A 15,679-nucleotide genomic window follows, 5' to 3' on the forward strand; every position below is an offset into this window, starting at 1 on the left:
GGGGTCAGCGGGGCTTTCGCGCCGCCAGCCTGGCCCTTGCGTCCTCGAACGCGCGCGCCAGCTTGCGCAGGTCTTCTGCGCCCTTGGCCTCGGCGGCCTCGGGCGCGACCCGCGCCTCGGGAAGCATCGGAAAGGTCACCAGCGACACCTCCCAAAGCTCCACCTCCGACAGGAGCCTGCGCCCCTGCCCGTCCTTCGTGGCCCTGATCGTGCGATAGCCGATCGACAGCCCGTCGATGGCCCCCGCCTCGATCAGCGCCGCCGCCTCCCGCGCGCGGGCCACCTCCTTCAGAAGCCGCCCCTTCACGAAAAGGCCGCGCGCGTCCTCGCGCACCTCGTCCCAGATGCCGATGGGCTCCGCCGGATCATGCTGCCACAGCATCTTGACCCGCCGCCCCCCGGCCTCCAGCCGCTTCAGGCTCGCGCCATAGGCGCCCGCCTCCACCACGTCGCCGCCCTGGTCGCAGGCCCCGAAGAGGCTCGCGTATCCCGCGATCTCGCAGCCCTTGGAAACCGTCAGCGCCTCGGCATCGAAGCGGACGAATTTCGTCTCCAGCCCGCTTTGCAAAACGTCTTTCATGTCATGCCCCTATCCCGCACCATTCACCTGGATCAGCTCGCTTATCCCCTGCGCGAGGATCACCGAGACCACGCCGAAAACCGCCAGCCACAGCCGCCGCTCCAGCCGCTCCAGCGCCGCCTCGATCGCCTCCAGCCGGAACGTCAGCGCCTGCCAGCGCTCGTCCTGAACCCGCTCGTTGGCCTCGATCCGCGCATTCGCCGCATCGAACGGCGCGTAGAGATACCGCGACCCGCCGCGCCCCTCGTCGCTCATGCGCCCTCCGGCCGCTCGGGCAGGCCGAGCATCCGGCGCTTCTCGCCCTCGGTCAGGAAATCCGCCTCGGCCACCCGCCGCCACTGCGCCTCGCGCTCGGCGGCCAGCGCCGGCACCTGGTCCAGATCGGGCGCGAGATCGACGACATCGCCGGTCAGCCCCGAAAGCCAGCCCGCCACCTGCGCCAGCACCTTCTGCGCCAAGGGCAGCACCGTCAGACGGTAGAACGCCCGGTTCGCCTCGGCGTAATTGGCATAGGTCGCATCCCCCGGTATCCCCAGCAGCATCGGCGGCACACCGAAGGCCAGCGCGATATCCCGCGCCGCCGCTTCCTTGGTCTTCTGGAATTCCATGTCCGAGGGCGAAAAGCCCATCGGCTTCCAGTCCAACCCCCCTTCCAGCAGCATCGGCCGCCCGGCGTTCCGCGCGCCCTGGTGATGCGTCTCCAGCTCGGTCTGCAGCCGCTCGAACTGCTCCTCGCTCATCGCGCCACCGCCATCGACGCCGCGATAGACGATCGCGCCCGAGGGCCGCGCCGCATTGTCCAGAAGCGCCTTCGACCAGCGCGCCGCCGCGTTATGCACGTCCAGCGCGGTCGCCGCCGCCTGCAGGGGCGCCAGCCCGTAATGGTCATCCTGCGGGTGGAAGGTCTTGATATGGCAAATGATATCCGCCGGATACCGATGCCGCTTCGCCCCCACCACGTAATCGTATCCCGCAGGCCAGCCATCCGCCCCCGGCACCAGGCTCATCCGGTCCGAGCGCAGCACATGCAACTCCGCCAGCCCCGCCTCGCCCGGCACCGCCTCGACATAGGCGTTCCCCGACAGCATCAGCTGCGCGAACACCGCCTCCAGCAGGTCCGCGCGCCCCTGCGCCGGGTTCGGACGGTTCAGCAGGGACAACACCGGATGCGCCTCGTAGCGCCGCGCGGGGTCCTGGCACAACACCGGCAGCGCCGCCGCCGCCTCGGCGATCAGCTTCACCGCGCGGAACCCCACCGGGTTGCCCTGGAAGCCGTTCCGCGTCAGCGAGACCGTGTCCCGCGGGCTCCAGGCGACCCGCCCCGCGCCGCCCCATGCCACGATCTTCGCACTGGCCGAGGCCTTGCGCTCCGGCACGGCCGCTTGGGTCTTTCGCAGGAAATCCAATACCATGCGCTTCTCTCCTCAACACAACACAAAGACGCCGCCACCCCGGCGGGGTGCAGCCCACGGCCCTCGCGGCCGTCCATCCCTCGATCAGCGAAAAAACCGGGCTAAAGCCCGCGAACCCGCGGGTTCAGCGCGCCAATCCCCGGCGCCAGCAGCCCCTCGGTCACCGCCCAGACCAGCGCATCCAGCCGGTCCGGGCTTCCCGTCCCCTCGTAGCCCCTCAGCGTCAGCAGGCACATCTCGTCCTCCAGCGCCTCCAGAACACCCAGGTGCCGCACCCGCCCCTGTTCATACAAGGCCGCCACCGGCTCCGCCCGCGCGGTCTTGCCCTTGGAGGCCCGCACCCCGCGGTAATTCACATGCGGATCGACCTGCCGCATCAGCGTGCCCACCAGGTCCCCGCCCTGGTTCACCTCGGCCACCATCCGCGCCGCGCCATGCCGGTGATAGGCCGCCGCCGCGGCCTCGGCCCATTCCTTGGGGCTCGCCGCCGCGACGCTCGCATCCTCCAGCACCACCGCCGTCCAGTCATGCGGCGCGCCGCGTTCCACCACGGCCACCGCCACGATCCCGCAGGCGTCCGATCCCGCGTGCCCCGTCACCGGCGGGTCCACCGCCACGATCACCCGCGCCCCTTCGGCCACCTCGGAGACCCGCAACGCGTCAATGCCCGCCCGCGTCCACAAGGCGTCCTCCGCATCCTCCAGCAGCTGCCCGTCCAGCTCCTGCCGCCCCAGCCGGGTCTGCCCGTAGCGCGCCCGCACCTCCCGCAGGAAACTGGGCGCGAGAAACGCCCGGTTCGCCTCGGTCGCGGCCTGCGTCACCACCGTGCTGTCGCGCGCCAGAAGCCCCTTCAGCACACCCACGTTGCGCGGCGTCGTCGTCACCACCTGCCGCGGATGCTGCCCCAGCCGCAGCCCGAACTGCAGCATGTCCCATGTCTCCTGAGCCTTCGGCCATTTCGCCAGCTCATCGGCCCAGGCCGCATCGAATTGCGGCCCCCGCAACGCCTCCGGGTCATGCGCCGAATAGAGCCGCGCCTCCGCCCCGTTCGGCCATTCCAGCCGCCGCTCCCCCGCGATCCACCGCGGGCAGCGGTCCGGCGGAGAGCAGGCCAACAGCCCGCTCTCCCCCTTCACCATCACCGCCAGCGCCTGGTCATAGGTCTCGCCCACCAGCGCCACCCGGCGCGCGCGCCCCGGTGCCTCGGGCGTCGGTCCCTCGACCATCGCCCGCACCCATTCCGCCCCGGCCCGCGTCTTGCCCGCACCCCGCCCGCCAAGGATCACCCAACTGGTCCAATCCCCCTCGGGCGGCAGCTGGTGCGGCAGGGCCCAGACCTCGAACAGGTAGGGCAGCGCCGCCAGCGCACCGTCACTCAGGCTCGCAAGGAAGTGTTCCGTCACCTCCGGCCCCGCGCAGGCAAGCCAGGCGGAACTCGACTTCGGCCCGCGCGGCGGCAAGGTCGAGCGACCCTCCCCCGCCGCCTCGCCCGTATCTCTGGCTTCCTGCATCACGTGCCCGGCCCTCCTGCTGCATGGCCCAGAGGAAGGCCGCGTTCAGCGCCTTCACATCCTTGACCATCTCGCTTGCATCCATCGCACCCGGCGCCTTGGCGGCATCGACGGCGCTCTCCAACACCGCCACCGCCGTCTCCAGCGCCTTCCACGCCCGCTCCACCGTCCGCTCGGCGTGGGCGAGGTCGTCATCACATTGAATATCGGTCATAAAATAACCCTCGTGTCCGAAATCCCCTCCGGTCACGAGCAGCACGCGGGCCCCAGTCGCGGCATCCGCCGCAGGCATGAAAAAACGGCCTCGGGGGTAATCCCCGGGCCGCCTGACCCACGTCTTCCAGCATGCCCAAAGGGATGCCACGGAGCGTGCGCAGGGTCAAGAAGTTTTGTGTTTACAAAGGGTTAACGCGATCTCGCGCGTTTACACCCCGTTAACCCGCGCCGCCCGGCTCACTGGCTCTCGGCGGCGCGCTCGGCCTCGATCCGCCGCCAGACGGCGACATTTCTGTTATGTTCTTCAAGGGTTTCCGCGAAAGCGTGCCCGCCCGTGCCATCCGCCACGAAAAAGATGAAGGGCGAGCCGTCCGGGTTCACCGCCGCCTCGATCGCCGCCCGTCCGGGGTTGGCGATGGGCGTCGGCGGCAGCCCGTTGATGACATAGGTGTTCCACGGCGTCTCCGCGCGCAGCTCGCTGGCGCGAATCCCCCGGCCCAGCACGCCGCGCCCCTCGGTGATTCCATAGATCACCGTCGGGTCCGTCTGCAGCCGCATCCCCCGGTTCAACCGGTTCACGAAGACGCTCGCCACCCGCCGCCGCTCCTCCGCGACGCTGGTTTCCTTCTCGATGATCGAAGCCAGGATCAGCGCCTCCTCCGGGCTGGCCAGCGGCAAGCCGTCCTGCCGGTTCGCCCAGGCCTCGGCCAGGATCTCCGCCTGCGCGGCCTGCATCCGGTCCAGCATCTCCTGCCGGTCCTGCCCGCGCCGCACCTCGAACGTGTCGGGCGCCAGCATCCCCTCGGGCGGCACCTCGGCGATCTCGCCCGACAGGAAATCGGCCGCGCGCAACCCTTCCACGATCTGCCAGCTGGTCAGCCCCTCGGGCACCGACAGGCGGTAGACCATCGGCGTCCCGCTCTCCACAAGGTCGCTGTAGACCGCCGGCACACCGTCCTCATAGGCGAAATCCGCCAGCGCCACGATCTCGCCCGTGCCCGGCACCCGCTCGCGCAGCCGCAACTCGCCCGTGCCCGCCAGCCGCAGCACGTAAGTGGCGGTATAGCGGAACTGCGACGGCCCGCCCGCGGTCACGATCTCCAGCACCTCTTCCATCGAGGCCCCCGCCGGGATCTCGTAATTCCCGAAACGCAGCTGGTCGGCCATGCCCGCGTAATCCGCGCCCAGCCGGAACAGCATCGCGGATGACACCGCGCCAACCTCCTGAAGATCCTCGGAAACCCGGCGCAGCGTCGCCCCCCGCGGCACCTCGAAGAACGTCGCCTCCGCCAAGGGCCCCGGCGCGCGGAACTCCCGCTGCCCCCAGGCGATCGCCCCCGCCAGCGCGACGAAGACGACGATCAGGAAACTCATCCCGTTGGCGGCGACGCTCTTCCACATGGGCGGCCTACACCCGTCCCATGATCAGGCAGGCATTCGTCCCCCCGAAGCCGAAGGAATTCGACTGAACCACGTTGATCTCCCCCTTCTGCGCCGCGTTGGCGCAGAGGTTGATCGCCGTCTCGGCGGCCGGATTGTCCAGGTTGATCGTCGGCGGCGCCACCTGGTCGCGGATCGCCAGGATCGAGAAGATCGCTTCGATCGCCCCCGCCGCCCCCAACAGGTGCCCCGTCGCCGACTTGGTCGACGACATCAGCACCTTGCCCGCGTGATCCCCCATCAGCCGCTCCACCGCACCCAGCTCGATGGTGTCCGCCATCGTCGAGGTGCCATGCGCGTTGACGTAGTCGATGGCCGAAGGCTCCAGACCCGCCCGCTTCAGCGCGGCGCGCATCGCGCGCTCGGCCCCCTCGTGATCCGGCGGCGGCGCGGTGATGTGATAGGCATCGCCAGACAGGCCATAGCCCAGGATCTCGGCGTAGATCTTGGCACCCCGCGCGCGGGCGTGCTCGTATTCCTCCAGCACCACGACCCCCGCGCCCTCGCCCATGACGAAGCCGTCGGAATCACTGTCCCAGGGCCGCGAGGCCTTCTCCGGCTCATGCCCGCGCTTGGTCGACAGCGCCTTGCAGGCGTTGAACCCCGCGATGCCGATCTCGCAGATCGGGCTTTCCGCGCCGCCCGCGATCATCACCTCGGCATCCCCCCACTGGATCAGCCGCGCCGCATCCCCGATGGCATGCGCGCCGGTCGAACAGGCGGTGACAACCGCGTGGTTCGGCCCCTTGAACCCGTAGCGGATCGACACCTGCCCCGAGATCAGGTTGATCAGCGCCCCCGGCACGAAGAAGGGCGACACCCGCCGCGGCCCCTTCTCCTTCAGCGTGATCGAGGTATCGGCAATCGAGGACAACCCCCCGATCCCCGAGCCGATCAGCACGCCCGTCCGCTCCCGGTCCTCGGTCCCCTCGGGCGTCCAGCCCGCATCCTCCACCGCCTGCACGGCGGCGGCCATGCCGTAGAGGATGAACTCGTCGACCTTGCGCTGTTCCTTGGGCTCCATCCACTGGTCGGGGTTGAAGGTCCCGTCGCTGCCATCGCCGCGGGGCAGCTCGCAGGCATAACTCGTCGCCAGGTGGCTCGCATCGAAGCGCGTGATCGGCCCTGCTCCCGACTGCCCCGCCAACAGGCGCGACCACGTCGCCTCGACCCCTGAGGCCAGAGGCGTCACCAGCCCCAGCCCCGTCACAACCACTCGACGCATGCCCCGAACCCCTTGTCTTGCCAACCTGGTCTTGCAACCCTTGCCTTGGTCGTCCTGATACCGCGCGGAGCGCCTCGGGTGCAATCCCTCCCCGCCCGCAGGCCCCCCATCGGCAAGGCACCCGCATCGGCAGGCAGGCGCCCCCGCCCGCATCTTCATCCCGCAAATATGGCCGCCGGAGGCATCCGACACCCGCCACAGACACACCGCCCCGAAAGATGGCAGACCGCCCGCCAAGAGCGCCCCGCGATTTTCGCCTGCGAAAATCGCCCGGGTCGACGCGCGCCGCGCGGCGAAACCACGGCCCCGCACCCCGCGCCGATCAAACGCGAAACGGCCCCCGCATCGCTGCAGGGGCCGCCCGGACCACCAGATCGAAAGACGCCTACTGCGCGTCCTTGATGACCTTGACCACGTCGCCGAAGGTCTATGGGCCGTCTCGGCCGCCGGAGGCATCCGACACCCGCCACAGACACACCGCCCCGAAAGACGGCAGACCGCCCGCCAAAAGCGCCCCGCGATTTTCGCCTGCGAAAATCGCCCGGGTCGACGCGCGCAGCGCGGCGAAACCACGGCCCCGCACCCCGCGCCGATCAAACGCGAAACGGCCCCCGCATCGCTGCAGGGGCCGCCCGGATCATCCGATCGAAAGACGCTTACTGCGCGTCCTTGATGAACTTGACCGCGTCGCCGAAGGTCTGGATCGTCTCGGCCGCGTCATCGGGGATCTCGATGCCGAACTCTTCCTCGAAGGCCATGACCAGCTCGACCGTGTCGAGGCTGTCCGCGCCCAGGTCGTCGATGAACGAGGCGTTTTCCGTCACCTTGTCCTCTTCCACGCTCAGGTGCTCGACCACGATCTTCTTCACGCGCTCTGCGATGTCGCTCATCTCAATCCTCGTTCCCTTTCGGCCCCGCTCGTCTCCCGGCGCCTTCGTTTCACGTTCTGCCCTCGGGGCGCTCATGGGCCGGACAAGGGCAGACGCCTCGCACCCGTCCCCGCCGAAAACCACTGCCCCCGGCGAAATCTGCGCCGCCTATAGCATACACCACGGCCAAGGCAACTGCCTTTCCGGCCCATGCCTTCCGCAACGTCAGCCGGGCTCAGATCATCGCCATGCCGCCGTTCACATGCAGCGTCGCGCCGGTGACATAGCCCGCCTCGGGGCTGGCGAGGTAAAGCGCGGCGGCGGCGATCTCGCCCGGCGTGCCCATCCGTCCCGCCGGGATCTGGCCGAGGATCTTGCCCTTCTGCTCGTCGTTGAGCTTGTCGGTCATCGCCGTCTCGATGAAGCCCGGCGCGATGCAGTTCACCGTGATGCCCCGGCTCGCCACCTCGTAGGCAAGGCTTTTCGACATCCCCACCATGCCCGCCTTCGAGGCCGCGTAATTCCCCTGCCCCGGATTGCCCGTGGCCCCCACGACCGAGGAGATGTTGACGATCCGCCCCCAGCGCGCCTTCATCATGCCGCGCAACACGCCCCGGCAGAGCCGCATGGTCGAGGTCAGGTTGACCTCGATCACCTGCGCCCATTCCTCGTCAGACATCCGCATGAACAGGTTGTCGCGCGTGATCCCCGCGTTGTTCACCAGGATATCGACCGAGCCCATCGCGGCCACGGCCGCCTTCGGCAGCGCCTCGACCGCCTCGGCATCGCCGAGGTTGCAGGGCAGCACATGCGCGCGGCCCCCAAGCTCCGCGGCCAGCGCCTCGAGCGGCTCGACCCGCGTGCCCGACAGGGCCACCGTCGCCCCCGCGCCGTGCAACGCGCGGGCGATGTCGGCCCCGATCCCCCCAGATGCGCCGGTCACCAGCGCCGCTTTTCCCGTCAGGTCGAACATCTCGCCACTCCTTGTAAGTCCGTTGCCCGGCACTCAGCCGCCGCTCAGAAGGCCGAACCGCTCCAGCTCGGCCTCGTTCAACACATGTTGATCGCGCGTCGCGCGCATCTCCTCGTAGAACGCCGCGAAAGCGGCATCGCCCAGCATCCGCTCGGCATAGCGCACCCGTTCGGCGACGGTGGCGGGGCGGCGATCGACGGGGTTGCCCTGGCTCCGCGCCACGGCATCCGATTGCAGCACCAGCGCACCACCCGCCAGCACGCGCCGCTCGCCCGCGACGAACAGCAGGACCGCGTCATTGATCACCCGGCCCTCGGCCACCGTCTCCAGCCCATGCGACCGGATCAGCAGCCCCATGCCCAGGAGCCAGGTCAGGTCATCGGTGCCCGGCAGGTCGCCCAGCACCACGCGCTCCAGCCCCGGCGTCTGCTCCAGCAGCCGCTCCAGCCGCTCCGTCGCCGCCCCCGAGACGGGGCCCGAGATGCGCAGCGTATCGCCCTCGACCGCGAATTCCGTCGCGCCGCTTTCGGCCAGCCGGATCAGCCCCGCGCCGCCTGCGCCCAGCGCCACGATGACGCCCAGCAGGATCAGAAGCCGCCTAGGCATCGCCAAACGCCCCGGATGCGGCCTGAACCTCCGCGGGGGTGCCGACGGTGCGCGCCTCGAGCGACCGGTCGATGCGCTTGACCATGCCCGACAGCGCCTTGCCCGCGCCGATCTCCCAGGTCTCGGTGACGCCCTGCGCGGCCATGTAGCCCACGCTTTCGCGCCAGCGCACGCGGCCGGTGACCTGCTCGACCAACCGCGCGCGGATCGCGTCGGGGTCGGAGGAGGCCTCGGCGGTCACGTTGCCCACCAGCGGCACCGCGGGCGCGTGGAAGGCGACCTCGGAGAGGGCGGCCGCCATCGCCTCGGCGGCGGGCTGCATCAGGGAACAATGGAAGGGCGCGGAGACCGGCAGCATCACGGCGCGTTTCGCGCCCTGCAGCTTGGCGATCTCGACCGCGCGCTCGACCGCGGCGCGGTCGCCGGAAATCACCACCTGCGCGGGGTCGTTGTCATTGGCCGCGGCGCAGACGCCGTCCTGCGCGGCCTCCGCCGCGATCTCGGCCACGGCCTCGAAGCCAAGGCCCAGCAGGGCCGCCATCGCGCCCTCGCCCGCGGGCACCGCGGCCTGCATCGCCTCGCCCCTCAACCGCAGCAGCCGCGCCGCATCGCCAAGACCCAGCGCCCCCGCCGCCGCAAGCGCGGAATATTCGCCCAGCGAATGCCCCGCGACATAGGCCGCCGCGCCCACCTCGACGCCCTCGGCCCGCAACGCGGCCATCACCGCCATCGAGGTCGCCATGAGCGCGGGCTGCGCGTTGCGCGTGAGCGTCAGCGTCTCTTGCTCCCCTTCCCAGATCAGCGCCGACAGCCGCTCGCCCAGCGCCTCGTCCACCTCGTCATACACCGCGCGCGCGGCCGGGTAGGCCTCGGCCAGGTCGCGGCCCATGCCGACGGTCTGCGCCCCTTGTCCGGGAAAAAGAAAGGCTCGTGTCATTGCGTCCCCCGTCACCACTGGTGGCGACGGGCTACCCGATGCGACGCCTTTGCGCAACGTGGCGTCGCAGGGCACCCGGCCCCATGCGCGCGCGCCCTGCCCCGCGTGCTCAGGGCAGCGACACCGCCACGTTGTCCAGCTTCAGGTCCGTCGCCGCGGTCCAGCTCGACCAGGGGTTGGTGAACTGGAGGGTCACCTGCTCGGTCGTCGAGACGAAGGGAAGCTCGAGCGGCAGCAGCTGGCCATCCTCGACCGTCACGGTCGTCTGCGCCAGCGTGGCACCGGTTGCGCTGAGGACCGTCGCCTGCAGCGCATGGCTCGCCACGCCCGAGCCGAACTCGAACACGTCGGCGGTCAGCACGTAGTCCGCGCCGGGCGTGACGGTGACGACCTGCGACGCGACACCCCCCGCGGGCCTGTCCCAGGCATTGAAGCCAAGGGATTGCTCGTAAATGACAATCTGCCCCGTCCCGCTGTTCAGGTGCCAGCCGGTGCCGGTGTTCGAGGCGAAATCGCCGTTCACGACGGTCGGCACGATGGCCTCCTCCAGGGTGGTGACGGTGCCGCGGATGTTGTCGACGATCAGGTCGCCGCCGGGACCGGGGGGGTTGACGATCTCGAAACGGATCGGCGCGCCGTTCAGCGCGGGGTCGCTCACCGTCGCGGTGACGGTCACGGTCTCGAGCCGGTTGATATCGCCGGTCGACCCCGAGGTCGTGCCGATCACCGTCGATCCCGCGTAGATGTTCAGCACATAGGGTTGATCGCCGCTGTAGCTGTAGCTCCCGTCGCCGATATCGACCGAGAATTCATAGGTGGCCCCGGCGTAATAGACCGCGTCGAGCGTCTGGCTGAGCGCGGTGGAGTTCGTGCCGCCATCGTGGTAGATCACCCCCACGTTCTGCCCGGTCACGGTCGACTCGTCGATCGACCACCACCCCGGATTGAAATCCCCCACCAGCCCCTCTCCCACGTAGGACGCGGTCCATTGCGGGATGCCGATGGTCCACAACCCATTCATCAGTTGCGCCTCTTCGAAACCCGCGTTCAGCATGGGCATGTCCGCGCGCACGGGAAAGAGCGGTGGAGGCTCGGGCGGGGTGCCGCCGCCCGTATCGCCACCCGTATCGCCACCCGCATCGCCGCCGCCGGTGGGCTCTTCGGTCGGGGTGCCGCCATCGCCCGTGCAATCCGGTGTCGTCTCCGGGTCGCAGCCCCCCTCGGTCGGGGGCGGGTCCAGCGGCCCGCCGTTGGCGACCACGGTCAGCGTCTCGTTGCCGCCCCAGGGGGTCTCGGTGTCCGGCCGCTCGGCATTGGGCATGATCGCCGCCTGTTCACCCCAGAGCTCGGGTTGCGGGATCGCCAGCTGGTCGGCCCAGGGGGCCTGGAAATAAGAGCCCTGCACCTCGCTGCGCATGTTGGAGCTGTATTGCGTGAACGTGTCCTTGCCCATGTTCAGCGCCACCGCGCCGGCCGCGGTCGCACCGCAGCAGATCAGCACCCAGTCGATCGTCGCCACGCCCTCCTCGGCCGCTGAAAAGCGGCGCAGGCGGTTCAGGGCCGTGCGGCCGATTGCGATCCGGCAACCCGTCATGGCGACATCCTCGGCAAAACCCGGTTGGGGCACCGAAACGCCCCCACCCGCCTCGCCTAGAGCCGCGGCGTGGTCGAATTGAGGCAGCAATGGGGAAGCCCCGTGGAACCGCGCACCTGCCCTCCCTTGCGCCGGGGGGGCGGGGACGGTAAGGGGACGTCGTCTCTGCCGTTCGCAATCTGAATGGCGTGCTCCCTCGTGGCCGGTTTGGCAGAGACACTCGACCCCGGCCTTTGAAAGACGCCCGAAACAGAACTGGAGCTTCCATGCCTCTCTACGAGCATGTGATGATCGCGCGTCAGGACCTGTCCAACGCGCAGGCCGAGGGCCTGATCGAGCACTTCGGCACCATCCTCAAGGACAATGGCGGCAGCGTCGTCGACACCGAATATTGGGGTGTCAAGACGATGGCCTACAAGATCAACAAGAACCGCAAGGGCCATTACGCCTACCTGCGCACCGACGCGCCTTCGGCCGCCGTGCAGGAGATGGAGCGCCTGATGCGCCTTCACGACGACGTGATGCGCGTGCTGACCATCAAGGTCGACGCCCACGAAGAAGGCCCGTCGGTCCAGATGCAGAAGCGTGACGACCGCGAAGGTCGCCGTGAGCGCCGCTGAGAGAGGATAGAATCATGGCAGCCAAACCGTTTTTCCGCCGTCGCAAGTCCGATCCGTTCGAGGGCGAGAACGCCCCCAAGATCGACTACAAGGACACCCGCCTGTTGCAGCGCTACATCTCCGAGCGCGGCAAGATCGTGCCCTCCCGCATCACCGCGGTCGGCGCCAAGAACCAGCGCAAGCTCGCCCAGGCGATCAAGCGCGCGCGGTTCCTGGCCCTGCTGCCCTATGCCGTCAAGTAAGGAGCCGAACCGATGGATGTGATCCTTCTGGAACGCGTGGCCAAGCTTGGCCAGATGGGCGAAGTCGTCTCGGTCAAGGACGGCTACGCGCGCAACTACCTTCTGCCCCAGAAAAAGGCGCTGCGCGCCAATGACGCCAACATGGCGGCCTTCGAAGCGCAGAAAGCCGTGCTCGAGGCGCGCAACCTCGAGACCAAGGTCGAGGCCGAGAAGCTGGCCGAGAAGCTCGACGGGCAGCAGTTCGTCGTGATCCGCTCGGCGTCGGACGCCGGTGCGCTTTACGGCTCGGTCACCACCCGTGACGCGGCCGATGCCGCGACCGAGGCCGGTGTCACCGTCGACCGCAAGCAGGTGCAGCTGTCTAGCCCGATCAAGGAACTGGGTCTGCACAGCGTGCAGGTCGTCCTGCACCCCGAGGTCGAAGTGACGATCGTTCTGAACGTCGCCCGCTCGCCCGAAGAGGCCGAGCTGCAGGCGTCGGGCAAGACGATCCAGGAACTGGCCGCCGAGGAAGAGGCCGCCGCCGAATTCGAGATCGCCGAGCTGTTCGACGACATCGGCGGGGCGCAGAACGACGACGACGAGGGCGACGCCCCCCGCGCCGCCGCCTCGGACGAGGACGCGCAGTCCTGATCCGGCCCCTCACGGGCCCACTCACAGGGTCGTGAAGACACGCAGGCCGCATCCCCACGGGGTGCGGCCTATTTCTTTGGCGGAGCCCCTGACCGGAGACCGCCATGCGCCGCGCCCTAGCCCTTGCACTTGCCCTTGCCTGCCTTGCCTCGTTCACCGCCCCCGGCCTGGCCGAGCCCTGGCCGGACGGTGCGCCGAACCGCCCCGGCATCGGCCCCGCCTTTCCCGAACAGACCGAGGCGCCCGCGCAGATCACCCGGCCCGCGCCCGCGCTGTCGCAGGTGGCAAGCGGCCTCGACACGCCCTGGGGGCTGGCCGTCCTGCCCGGCGGGGCGGGCTACCTCGTGACCGAACGCGGCGGGACGCTGCGCCATGTGGCGCGCGACGGCGCGGTCTCGGCCCCGCTGGCGGGCGTGCCCGAGGTGGTGGCCTTCCGGCAGGGCGGGCTGCTGGACATCGCGCTTGCGCCCGATTTCGCCGACAGCCGGGCGCTTTACCTGACGCTTGCCGCACCCGCGGGGCTGGGCCGCTCGGCCACCGCGGCGGTGCGCGCGCGCCTGTCACAGGACATGGGCGCGCTGCAGGACGTGACCGAGATCTTCCGGCAGGACCCGCCCGCGATGATCCCCGGCCATTTCGGCAGCCGCATCGTGCCGCTTCCCGACGGCACCGTCGCGCTGACCACGGGCGACCGGATGCGCCATGCCGCGCGCGCGCAGGACCCCGCCACCGGCTACGGCGCGGTGATCCGCGTGACGCCCGAGGGCGCTGTGCCGCCGGACAATCCCTTTCTCGACAGGCCGGGCGCGCTGGCCACGCTCTATTCCCACGGGCACCGCAACCTGCAGGGGGCGGCGGTCGATCCCGTGACCGGGCGGCTCTGGACGCTGGAACACGGGCCCGCGGGGGGCGACGAGTTGAACCTTATCGAGCCGGGCGGCAATTACGGCTGGCCTGTCGCCAGCTACGGCGTGAACTACGGCGGCTCCGAGGTCGGCGACGGCCGCGCCGCCCATGCGCCCGATTTCGTGCCGCCGCGCTATTACTGGGATCCGGTGATCGCGCCGGGCGGGATGGTGTTCTACGAGGGCGCGATGTTCCCCGAGTGGCGGGGCGACATCCTCGCCGCCGGGCTGGTGGCGCAGGCCGTGGTGCGGCTTGACCTGTCGGGCGAGCGCGTGACCGGCGAGGAACGGCTGGCCGAGGGTGTGGGCCGGGTGCGCGACGTGGCCGTCGACGCGGACGGCGCGGTCCTGTTCCTCACCGACGAGGGCGACGCCTCGCGCCTGATGCGGCTGGCGCGCTGAAGGGGCCTGTCAGAACGTCTCGAGCGTGAGGCGTGCGGCGCAGCCGCCGGGCCGGTAGGTGCCGACCCAGACCCGGTAGGAGCCATCCGCGGGGGCATCGAGGCTGAGCGAGGCGGTGCGCCCGGTGCCGCTGTCGTCGTCGAAGAACCAGCGCCCGCGCGGATCGCGCAGCAACAGGACCGTGTCGCACTCGGCATTGGCGCGCAGGTGCAGCCGGGCGTAGCGGCCCATGCCGGTCAGCAGCGCCTGCAGGTCGGGCGCAGGGCGCACGACCCCCTGCCGTCCGAAGCCGCAGTGCCACAGCGCAACCTCGCCCCCTGCGCGCAGGTGGACCACCTCGGGCGACCACAGGTCGCGCCCGGTCCAGGCGGCATGGGCCGCAGGCACCGCGATGGGATCGGGGCAGGCCGACGCGGGCCCCGCGAGGGCAACGACCAGAACAAGAACGCGCAACAGGGACCACATGCGGGCCACCCTGCCACGGGCAGGTTAACACCGGCCTAATGCGAAAAGGCCCCCCGGACGGCGCGCTGCCATCCGGGGGGCCCGTGACGCGGCCGTCACCGCGGCGGTCAGCTGTGCCAGGTCTCCATCTCGATGGTGGCCGGGCAGGTGCCGCCGAAGGTGCCGACCCAGACATCGACGCGGCCGTTCAGCATCTGGGTGTTGGTCAGGTTGATCAGCGGGTTGAGGTTGCCGTTGCTGTCATCGTCGAAATGCCACATCCCGTCGGGCGTGCGCACCAGCAGGAGCGTGTCGCAGCTCGCTTCGCCCTCGATCTCGAGCCGGCCATACTCCTGCATCCCCGAGAGGAAGAAGCTGTAGTTCGGCTGCGCCGAGAACGACCCCCAGGCCGCGACCGGCAGGCCGCAGCTCGAGATGTCGGTCGGGCCGCCCGCGGTCAGCGCGTAATCGGTCGGGCTGTAGAGGTTCGAGCCGGTGGTGTTGACGACCGCCCCCTGCATCGCGGGGTTCGGGCAACCGGGCATCCCGCCGCCGGGCTGGGGCATCGGGGCCATGGAAGCCGAGCTGCGGAAGACGATCGTGCCCTGGCAGGTCGAGCCGCCGAAGGAGCCGACCCAGATGTCGACCCGCCCGTTGAGCGCCGCGCCGTCGATCTGCAGCTGGGGCTGCACGCCGTTGGTGCCGTCATCGTTGAAGTGCCACTGCCCGTAGGCATCGCGGATGATCATCGTCGGATCGCAATCCGATGTCGTCTCGGCGGTGAACTGGTAGCCGGTCATCTGCGACATGTAGAGCGTGAAGCTCGGGGCCTCGTTGGCGTAGCCCCAGCCGTCGATGCCGGGGCAATTGGCGACCTCGTGCTGGCCGCCGACCTGCGCGACATAGGCCTGCGCCGAGACCAGCTGCGGGCCGGTCACGGTCAGCGAGGGGCCGACCATGTTGGGGTTGGGGCAGATCGCCGCCGGGATCGGCGCGGGCACGGGTGCGGGGATCGGGGCCGGCACCGGTGCGGGCACCGGCACGGGCACGGGCGCAGGAACCGGGGCGGG

Annotated in this window: 18 protein-coding genes; 4 read left to right on the forward strand and 14 right to left on the reverse strand. The window is 70.0% G+C overall.

Annotated features, from left to right (window positions below; genetic code table 11):
* Positions 1-4 precede the first annotated feature (4 nt).
* The 12 genes from QQK83_RS12370 to QQK83_RS12425 all read right to left on the reverse strand — a co-directional run bounded on the left by QQK83_RS12370 (position 5) and on the right by QQK83_RS12425 (position 11,396).
* Positions 5-580 (reverse strand): HK97 family phage prohead protease, encoded by a 576-nt coding sequence (locus QQK83_RS12370; RefSeq protein ID WP_284264646.1) that lies wholly within the window; start codon positions 578-580, stop codon positions 5-7.
* A gap of 9 nt (positions 581-589) precedes the next feature.
* Positions 590-835 carry a GTA head formation protein, RCAP_rcc01685 family gene (locus QQK83_RS12375; RefSeq protein ID WP_284264648.1) on the reverse strand — a complete coding sequence of 82 codons (246 nt, stop codon included), beginning with the start codon at positions 833-835 and terminating at the stop codon, positions 590-592.
* The gene (locus tag QQK83_RS12380; RefSeq protein WP_284264650.1) at positions 832-1,992 is read right to left on the reverse strand and encodes a phage portal protein; all 1,161 of its coding nucleotides are present in this window, start codon (positions 1,990-1,992) and stop codon (positions 832-834) included. Before QQK83_RS12380 ends, QQK83_RS12375 begins: the two co-directional genes overlap by 4 nt.
* Positions 1,993-2,093: 101 nt before the next feature.
* Complete coding sequence (locus QQK83_RS12385; protein WP_284264652.1) at positions 2,094-3,395, reverse strand: DNA-packaging protein; 1,302 nt, start codon at positions 3,393-3,395, stop codon at positions 2,094-2,096.
* Positions 3,364-3,762, reverse strand: a complete 399-nt coding sequence (locus QQK83_RS12390) for a hypothetical protein (protein ID WP_284264654.1) — start codon at positions 3,760-3,762, stop codon at positions 3,364-3,366. The genes QQK83_RS12385 and QQK83_RS12390 overlap by 32 nt, the downstream gene beginning before the upstream one ends.
* Positions 3,763-3,956: 194 nt before the next feature.
* Entirely contained in the window at positions 3,957-5,120 is a 1,164-nt protein-coding gene (gene mltG / locus QQK83_RS12395) for an endolytic transglycosylase MltG (protein ID WP_284264656.1), read from the reverse strand.
* Positions 5,121-5,127: 7 nt separating this feature from the next.
* Entirely contained in the window at positions 5,128-6,384 is a 1,257-nt protein-coding gene (fabF, locus tag QQK83_RS12400; protein ID WP_284264657.1) for a beta-ketoacyl-ACP synthase II, read from the reverse strand.
* Between the two features lie 656 nt (positions 6,385-7,040).
* The gene (locus tag QQK83_RS12405; RefSeq protein ID WP_277828576.1) at positions 7,041-7,274 is read right to left on the reverse strand and encodes an acyl carrier protein; all 234 of its coding nucleotides are present in this window, start codon (positions 7,272-7,274) and stop codon (positions 7,041-7,043) included.
* A gap of 214 nt (positions 7,275-7,488) precedes the next feature.
* Positions 7,489-8,226, reverse strand: a complete 738-nt coding sequence (gene fabG / locus QQK83_RS12410) for a 3-oxoacyl-[acyl-carrier-protein] reductase (RefSeq protein ID WP_284264663.1) — start codon at positions 8,224-8,226, stop codon at positions 7,489-7,491.
* A gap of 33 nt (positions 8,227-8,259) precedes the next feature.
* The gene (locus tag QQK83_RS12415) at positions 8,260-8,832 is read right to left on the reverse strand and encodes a hypothetical protein (protein WP_284264665.1); all 573 of its coding nucleotides are present in this window, start codon (positions 8,830-8,832) and stop codon (positions 8,260-8,262) included.
* Complete coding sequence (gene fabD / locus QQK83_RS12420) at positions 8,825-9,769, reverse strand: ACP S-malonyltransferase (protein WP_284264667.1); 945 nt, start codon at positions 9,767-9,769, stop codon at positions 8,825-8,827. The genes QQK83_RS12415 and fabD overlap by 8 nt, the downstream gene beginning before the upstream one ends.
* Positions 9,770-9,878: 109 nt before the next feature.
* Positions 9,879-11,396: a hypothetical protein gene (locus tag QQK83_RS12425; RefSeq protein WP_284264669.1), complete on the reverse strand. Its 1,518-nt coding sequence runs from the start codon at positions 11,394-11,396 to the stop codon at positions 9,879-9,881.
* A gap of 233 nt (positions 11,397-11,629) precedes the next feature.
* Here QQK83_RS12425 and rpsF point away from each other — a divergent pair, with 233 nt between their 5' ends.
* The 4 genes from rpsF to QQK83_RS12445 all read left to right on the forward strand — a co-directional run bounded on the left by rpsF (position 11,630) and on the right by QQK83_RS12445 (position 14,165).
* Positions 11,630-11,983, forward strand: coding sequence for a 30S ribosomal protein S6 (rpsF, locus tag QQK83_RS12430; protein WP_284264671.1), 354 nt, complete (start codon positions 11,630-11,632; stop codon positions 11,981-11,983).
* Positions 11,984-11,997: 14 nt separating this feature from the next.
* Entirely contained in the window at positions 11,998-12,225 is a 228-nt protein-coding gene (rpsR, locus tag QQK83_RS12435) for a 30S ribosomal protein S18 (RefSeq protein ID WP_284264674.1), read from the forward strand.
* A gap of 12 nt (positions 12,226-12,237) precedes the next feature.
* Positions 12,238-12,858: a 50S ribosomal protein L9 gene (gene rplI / locus QQK83_RS12440; protein ID WP_284264676.1), complete on the forward strand. Its 621-nt coding sequence runs from the start codon at positions 12,238-12,240 to the stop codon at positions 12,856-12,858.
* Positions 12,859-12,962: 104 nt separating this feature from the next.
* Entirely contained in the window at positions 12,963-14,165 is a 1,203-nt protein-coding gene (locus tag QQK83_RS12445) for a PQQ-dependent sugar dehydrogenase (RefSeq protein WP_284264678.1), read from the forward strand.
* 9 nt (positions 14,166-14,174) lie between these two features.
* Here QQK83_RS12445 and QQK83_RS12450 read toward each other — a convergent pair whose 3' ends face one another.
* Both QQK83_RS12450 and QQK83_RS12455 read right to left on the reverse strand, forming a co-directional pair.
* Complete coding sequence (locus QQK83_RS12450) at positions 14,175-14,630, reverse strand: hypothetical protein (RefSeq protein WP_284264680.1); 456 nt, start codon at positions 14,628-14,630, stop codon at positions 14,175-14,177.
* 107 nt (positions 14,631-14,737) lie between these two features.
* The coding region (locus QQK83_RS12455; protein ID WP_284264682.1) for a hypothetical protein at positions 14,738-15,679 on the reverse strand (942 nt) is incomplete at its 5' end.

Origin of the sequence: Roseicyclus amphidinii (genome assembly GCF_030163755.1) — a bacterium.
GTDB lineage: Bacteria > Pseudomonadota > Alphaproteobacteria > Rhodobacterales > Rhodobacteraceae > Roseicyclus > Roseicyclus amphidinii.

Coding starts and splice junctions, on each gene's coding strand:
- QQK83_RS12370 (WP_284264646.1), bottom strand. CDS start 580: ATGAAAGACGTTTTGCAAAGCGGGCTGGAGACGAAATTCGTCCGCTTC.
- QQK83_RS12375 (WP_284264648.1), bottom strand. CDS start 835: ATGAGCGACGAGGGGCGCGGCGGGTCGCGGTATCTCTACGCGCCGTTC.
- QQK83_RS12380 (WP_284264650.1), bottom strand. CDS start 1,992: ATGGTATTGGATTTCCTGCGAAAGACCCAAGCGGCCGTGCCGGAGCGC.
- mltG (WP_284264656.1), bottom strand. CDS start 5,120: ATGTGGAAGAGCGTCGCCGCCAACGGGATGAGTTTCCTGATCGTCGTC.
- fabF (WP_284264657.1), bottom strand. CDS start 6,384: ATGCGTCGAGTGGTTGTGACGGGGCTGGGGCTGGTGACGCCTCTGGCC.
- QQK83_RS12405 (WP_277828576.1), bottom strand. CDS start 7,274: ATGAGCGACATCGCAGAGCGCGTGAAGAAGATCGTGGTCGAGCACCTG.
- fabG (WP_284264663.1), bottom strand. CDS start 8,226: ATGTTCGACCTGACGGGAAAAGCGGCGCTGGTGACCGGCGCATCTGGG.
- QQK83_RS12415 (WP_284264665.1), bottom strand. CDS start 8,832: ATGCCTAGGCGGCTTCTGATCCTGCTGGGCGTCATCGTGGCGCTGGGC.
- fabD (WP_284264667.1), bottom strand. CDS start 9,769: ATGACACGAGCCTTTCTTTTTCCCGGACAAGGGGCGCAGACCGTCGGC.
- rpsF (WP_284264671.1), top strand. CDS start 11,630: ATGCCTCTCTACGAGCATGTGATGATCGCGCGTCAGGACCTGTCCAAC.
- rpsR (WP_284264674.1), top strand. CDS start 11,998: ATGGCAGCCAAACCGTTTTTCCGCCGTCGCAAGTCCGATCCGTTCGAG.
- rplI (WP_284264676.1), top strand. CDS start 12,238: ATGGATGTGATCCTTCTGGAACGCGTGGCCAAGCTTGGCCAGATGGGC.
- QQK83_RS12445 (WP_284264678.1), top strand. CDS start 12,963: ATGCGCCGCGCCCTAGCCCTTGCACTTGCCCTTGCCTGCCTTGCCTCG.
- QQK83_RS12450 (WP_284264680.1), bottom strand. CDS start 14,630: ATGTGGTCCCTGTTGCGCGTTCTTGTTCTGGTCGTTGCCCTCGCGGGG.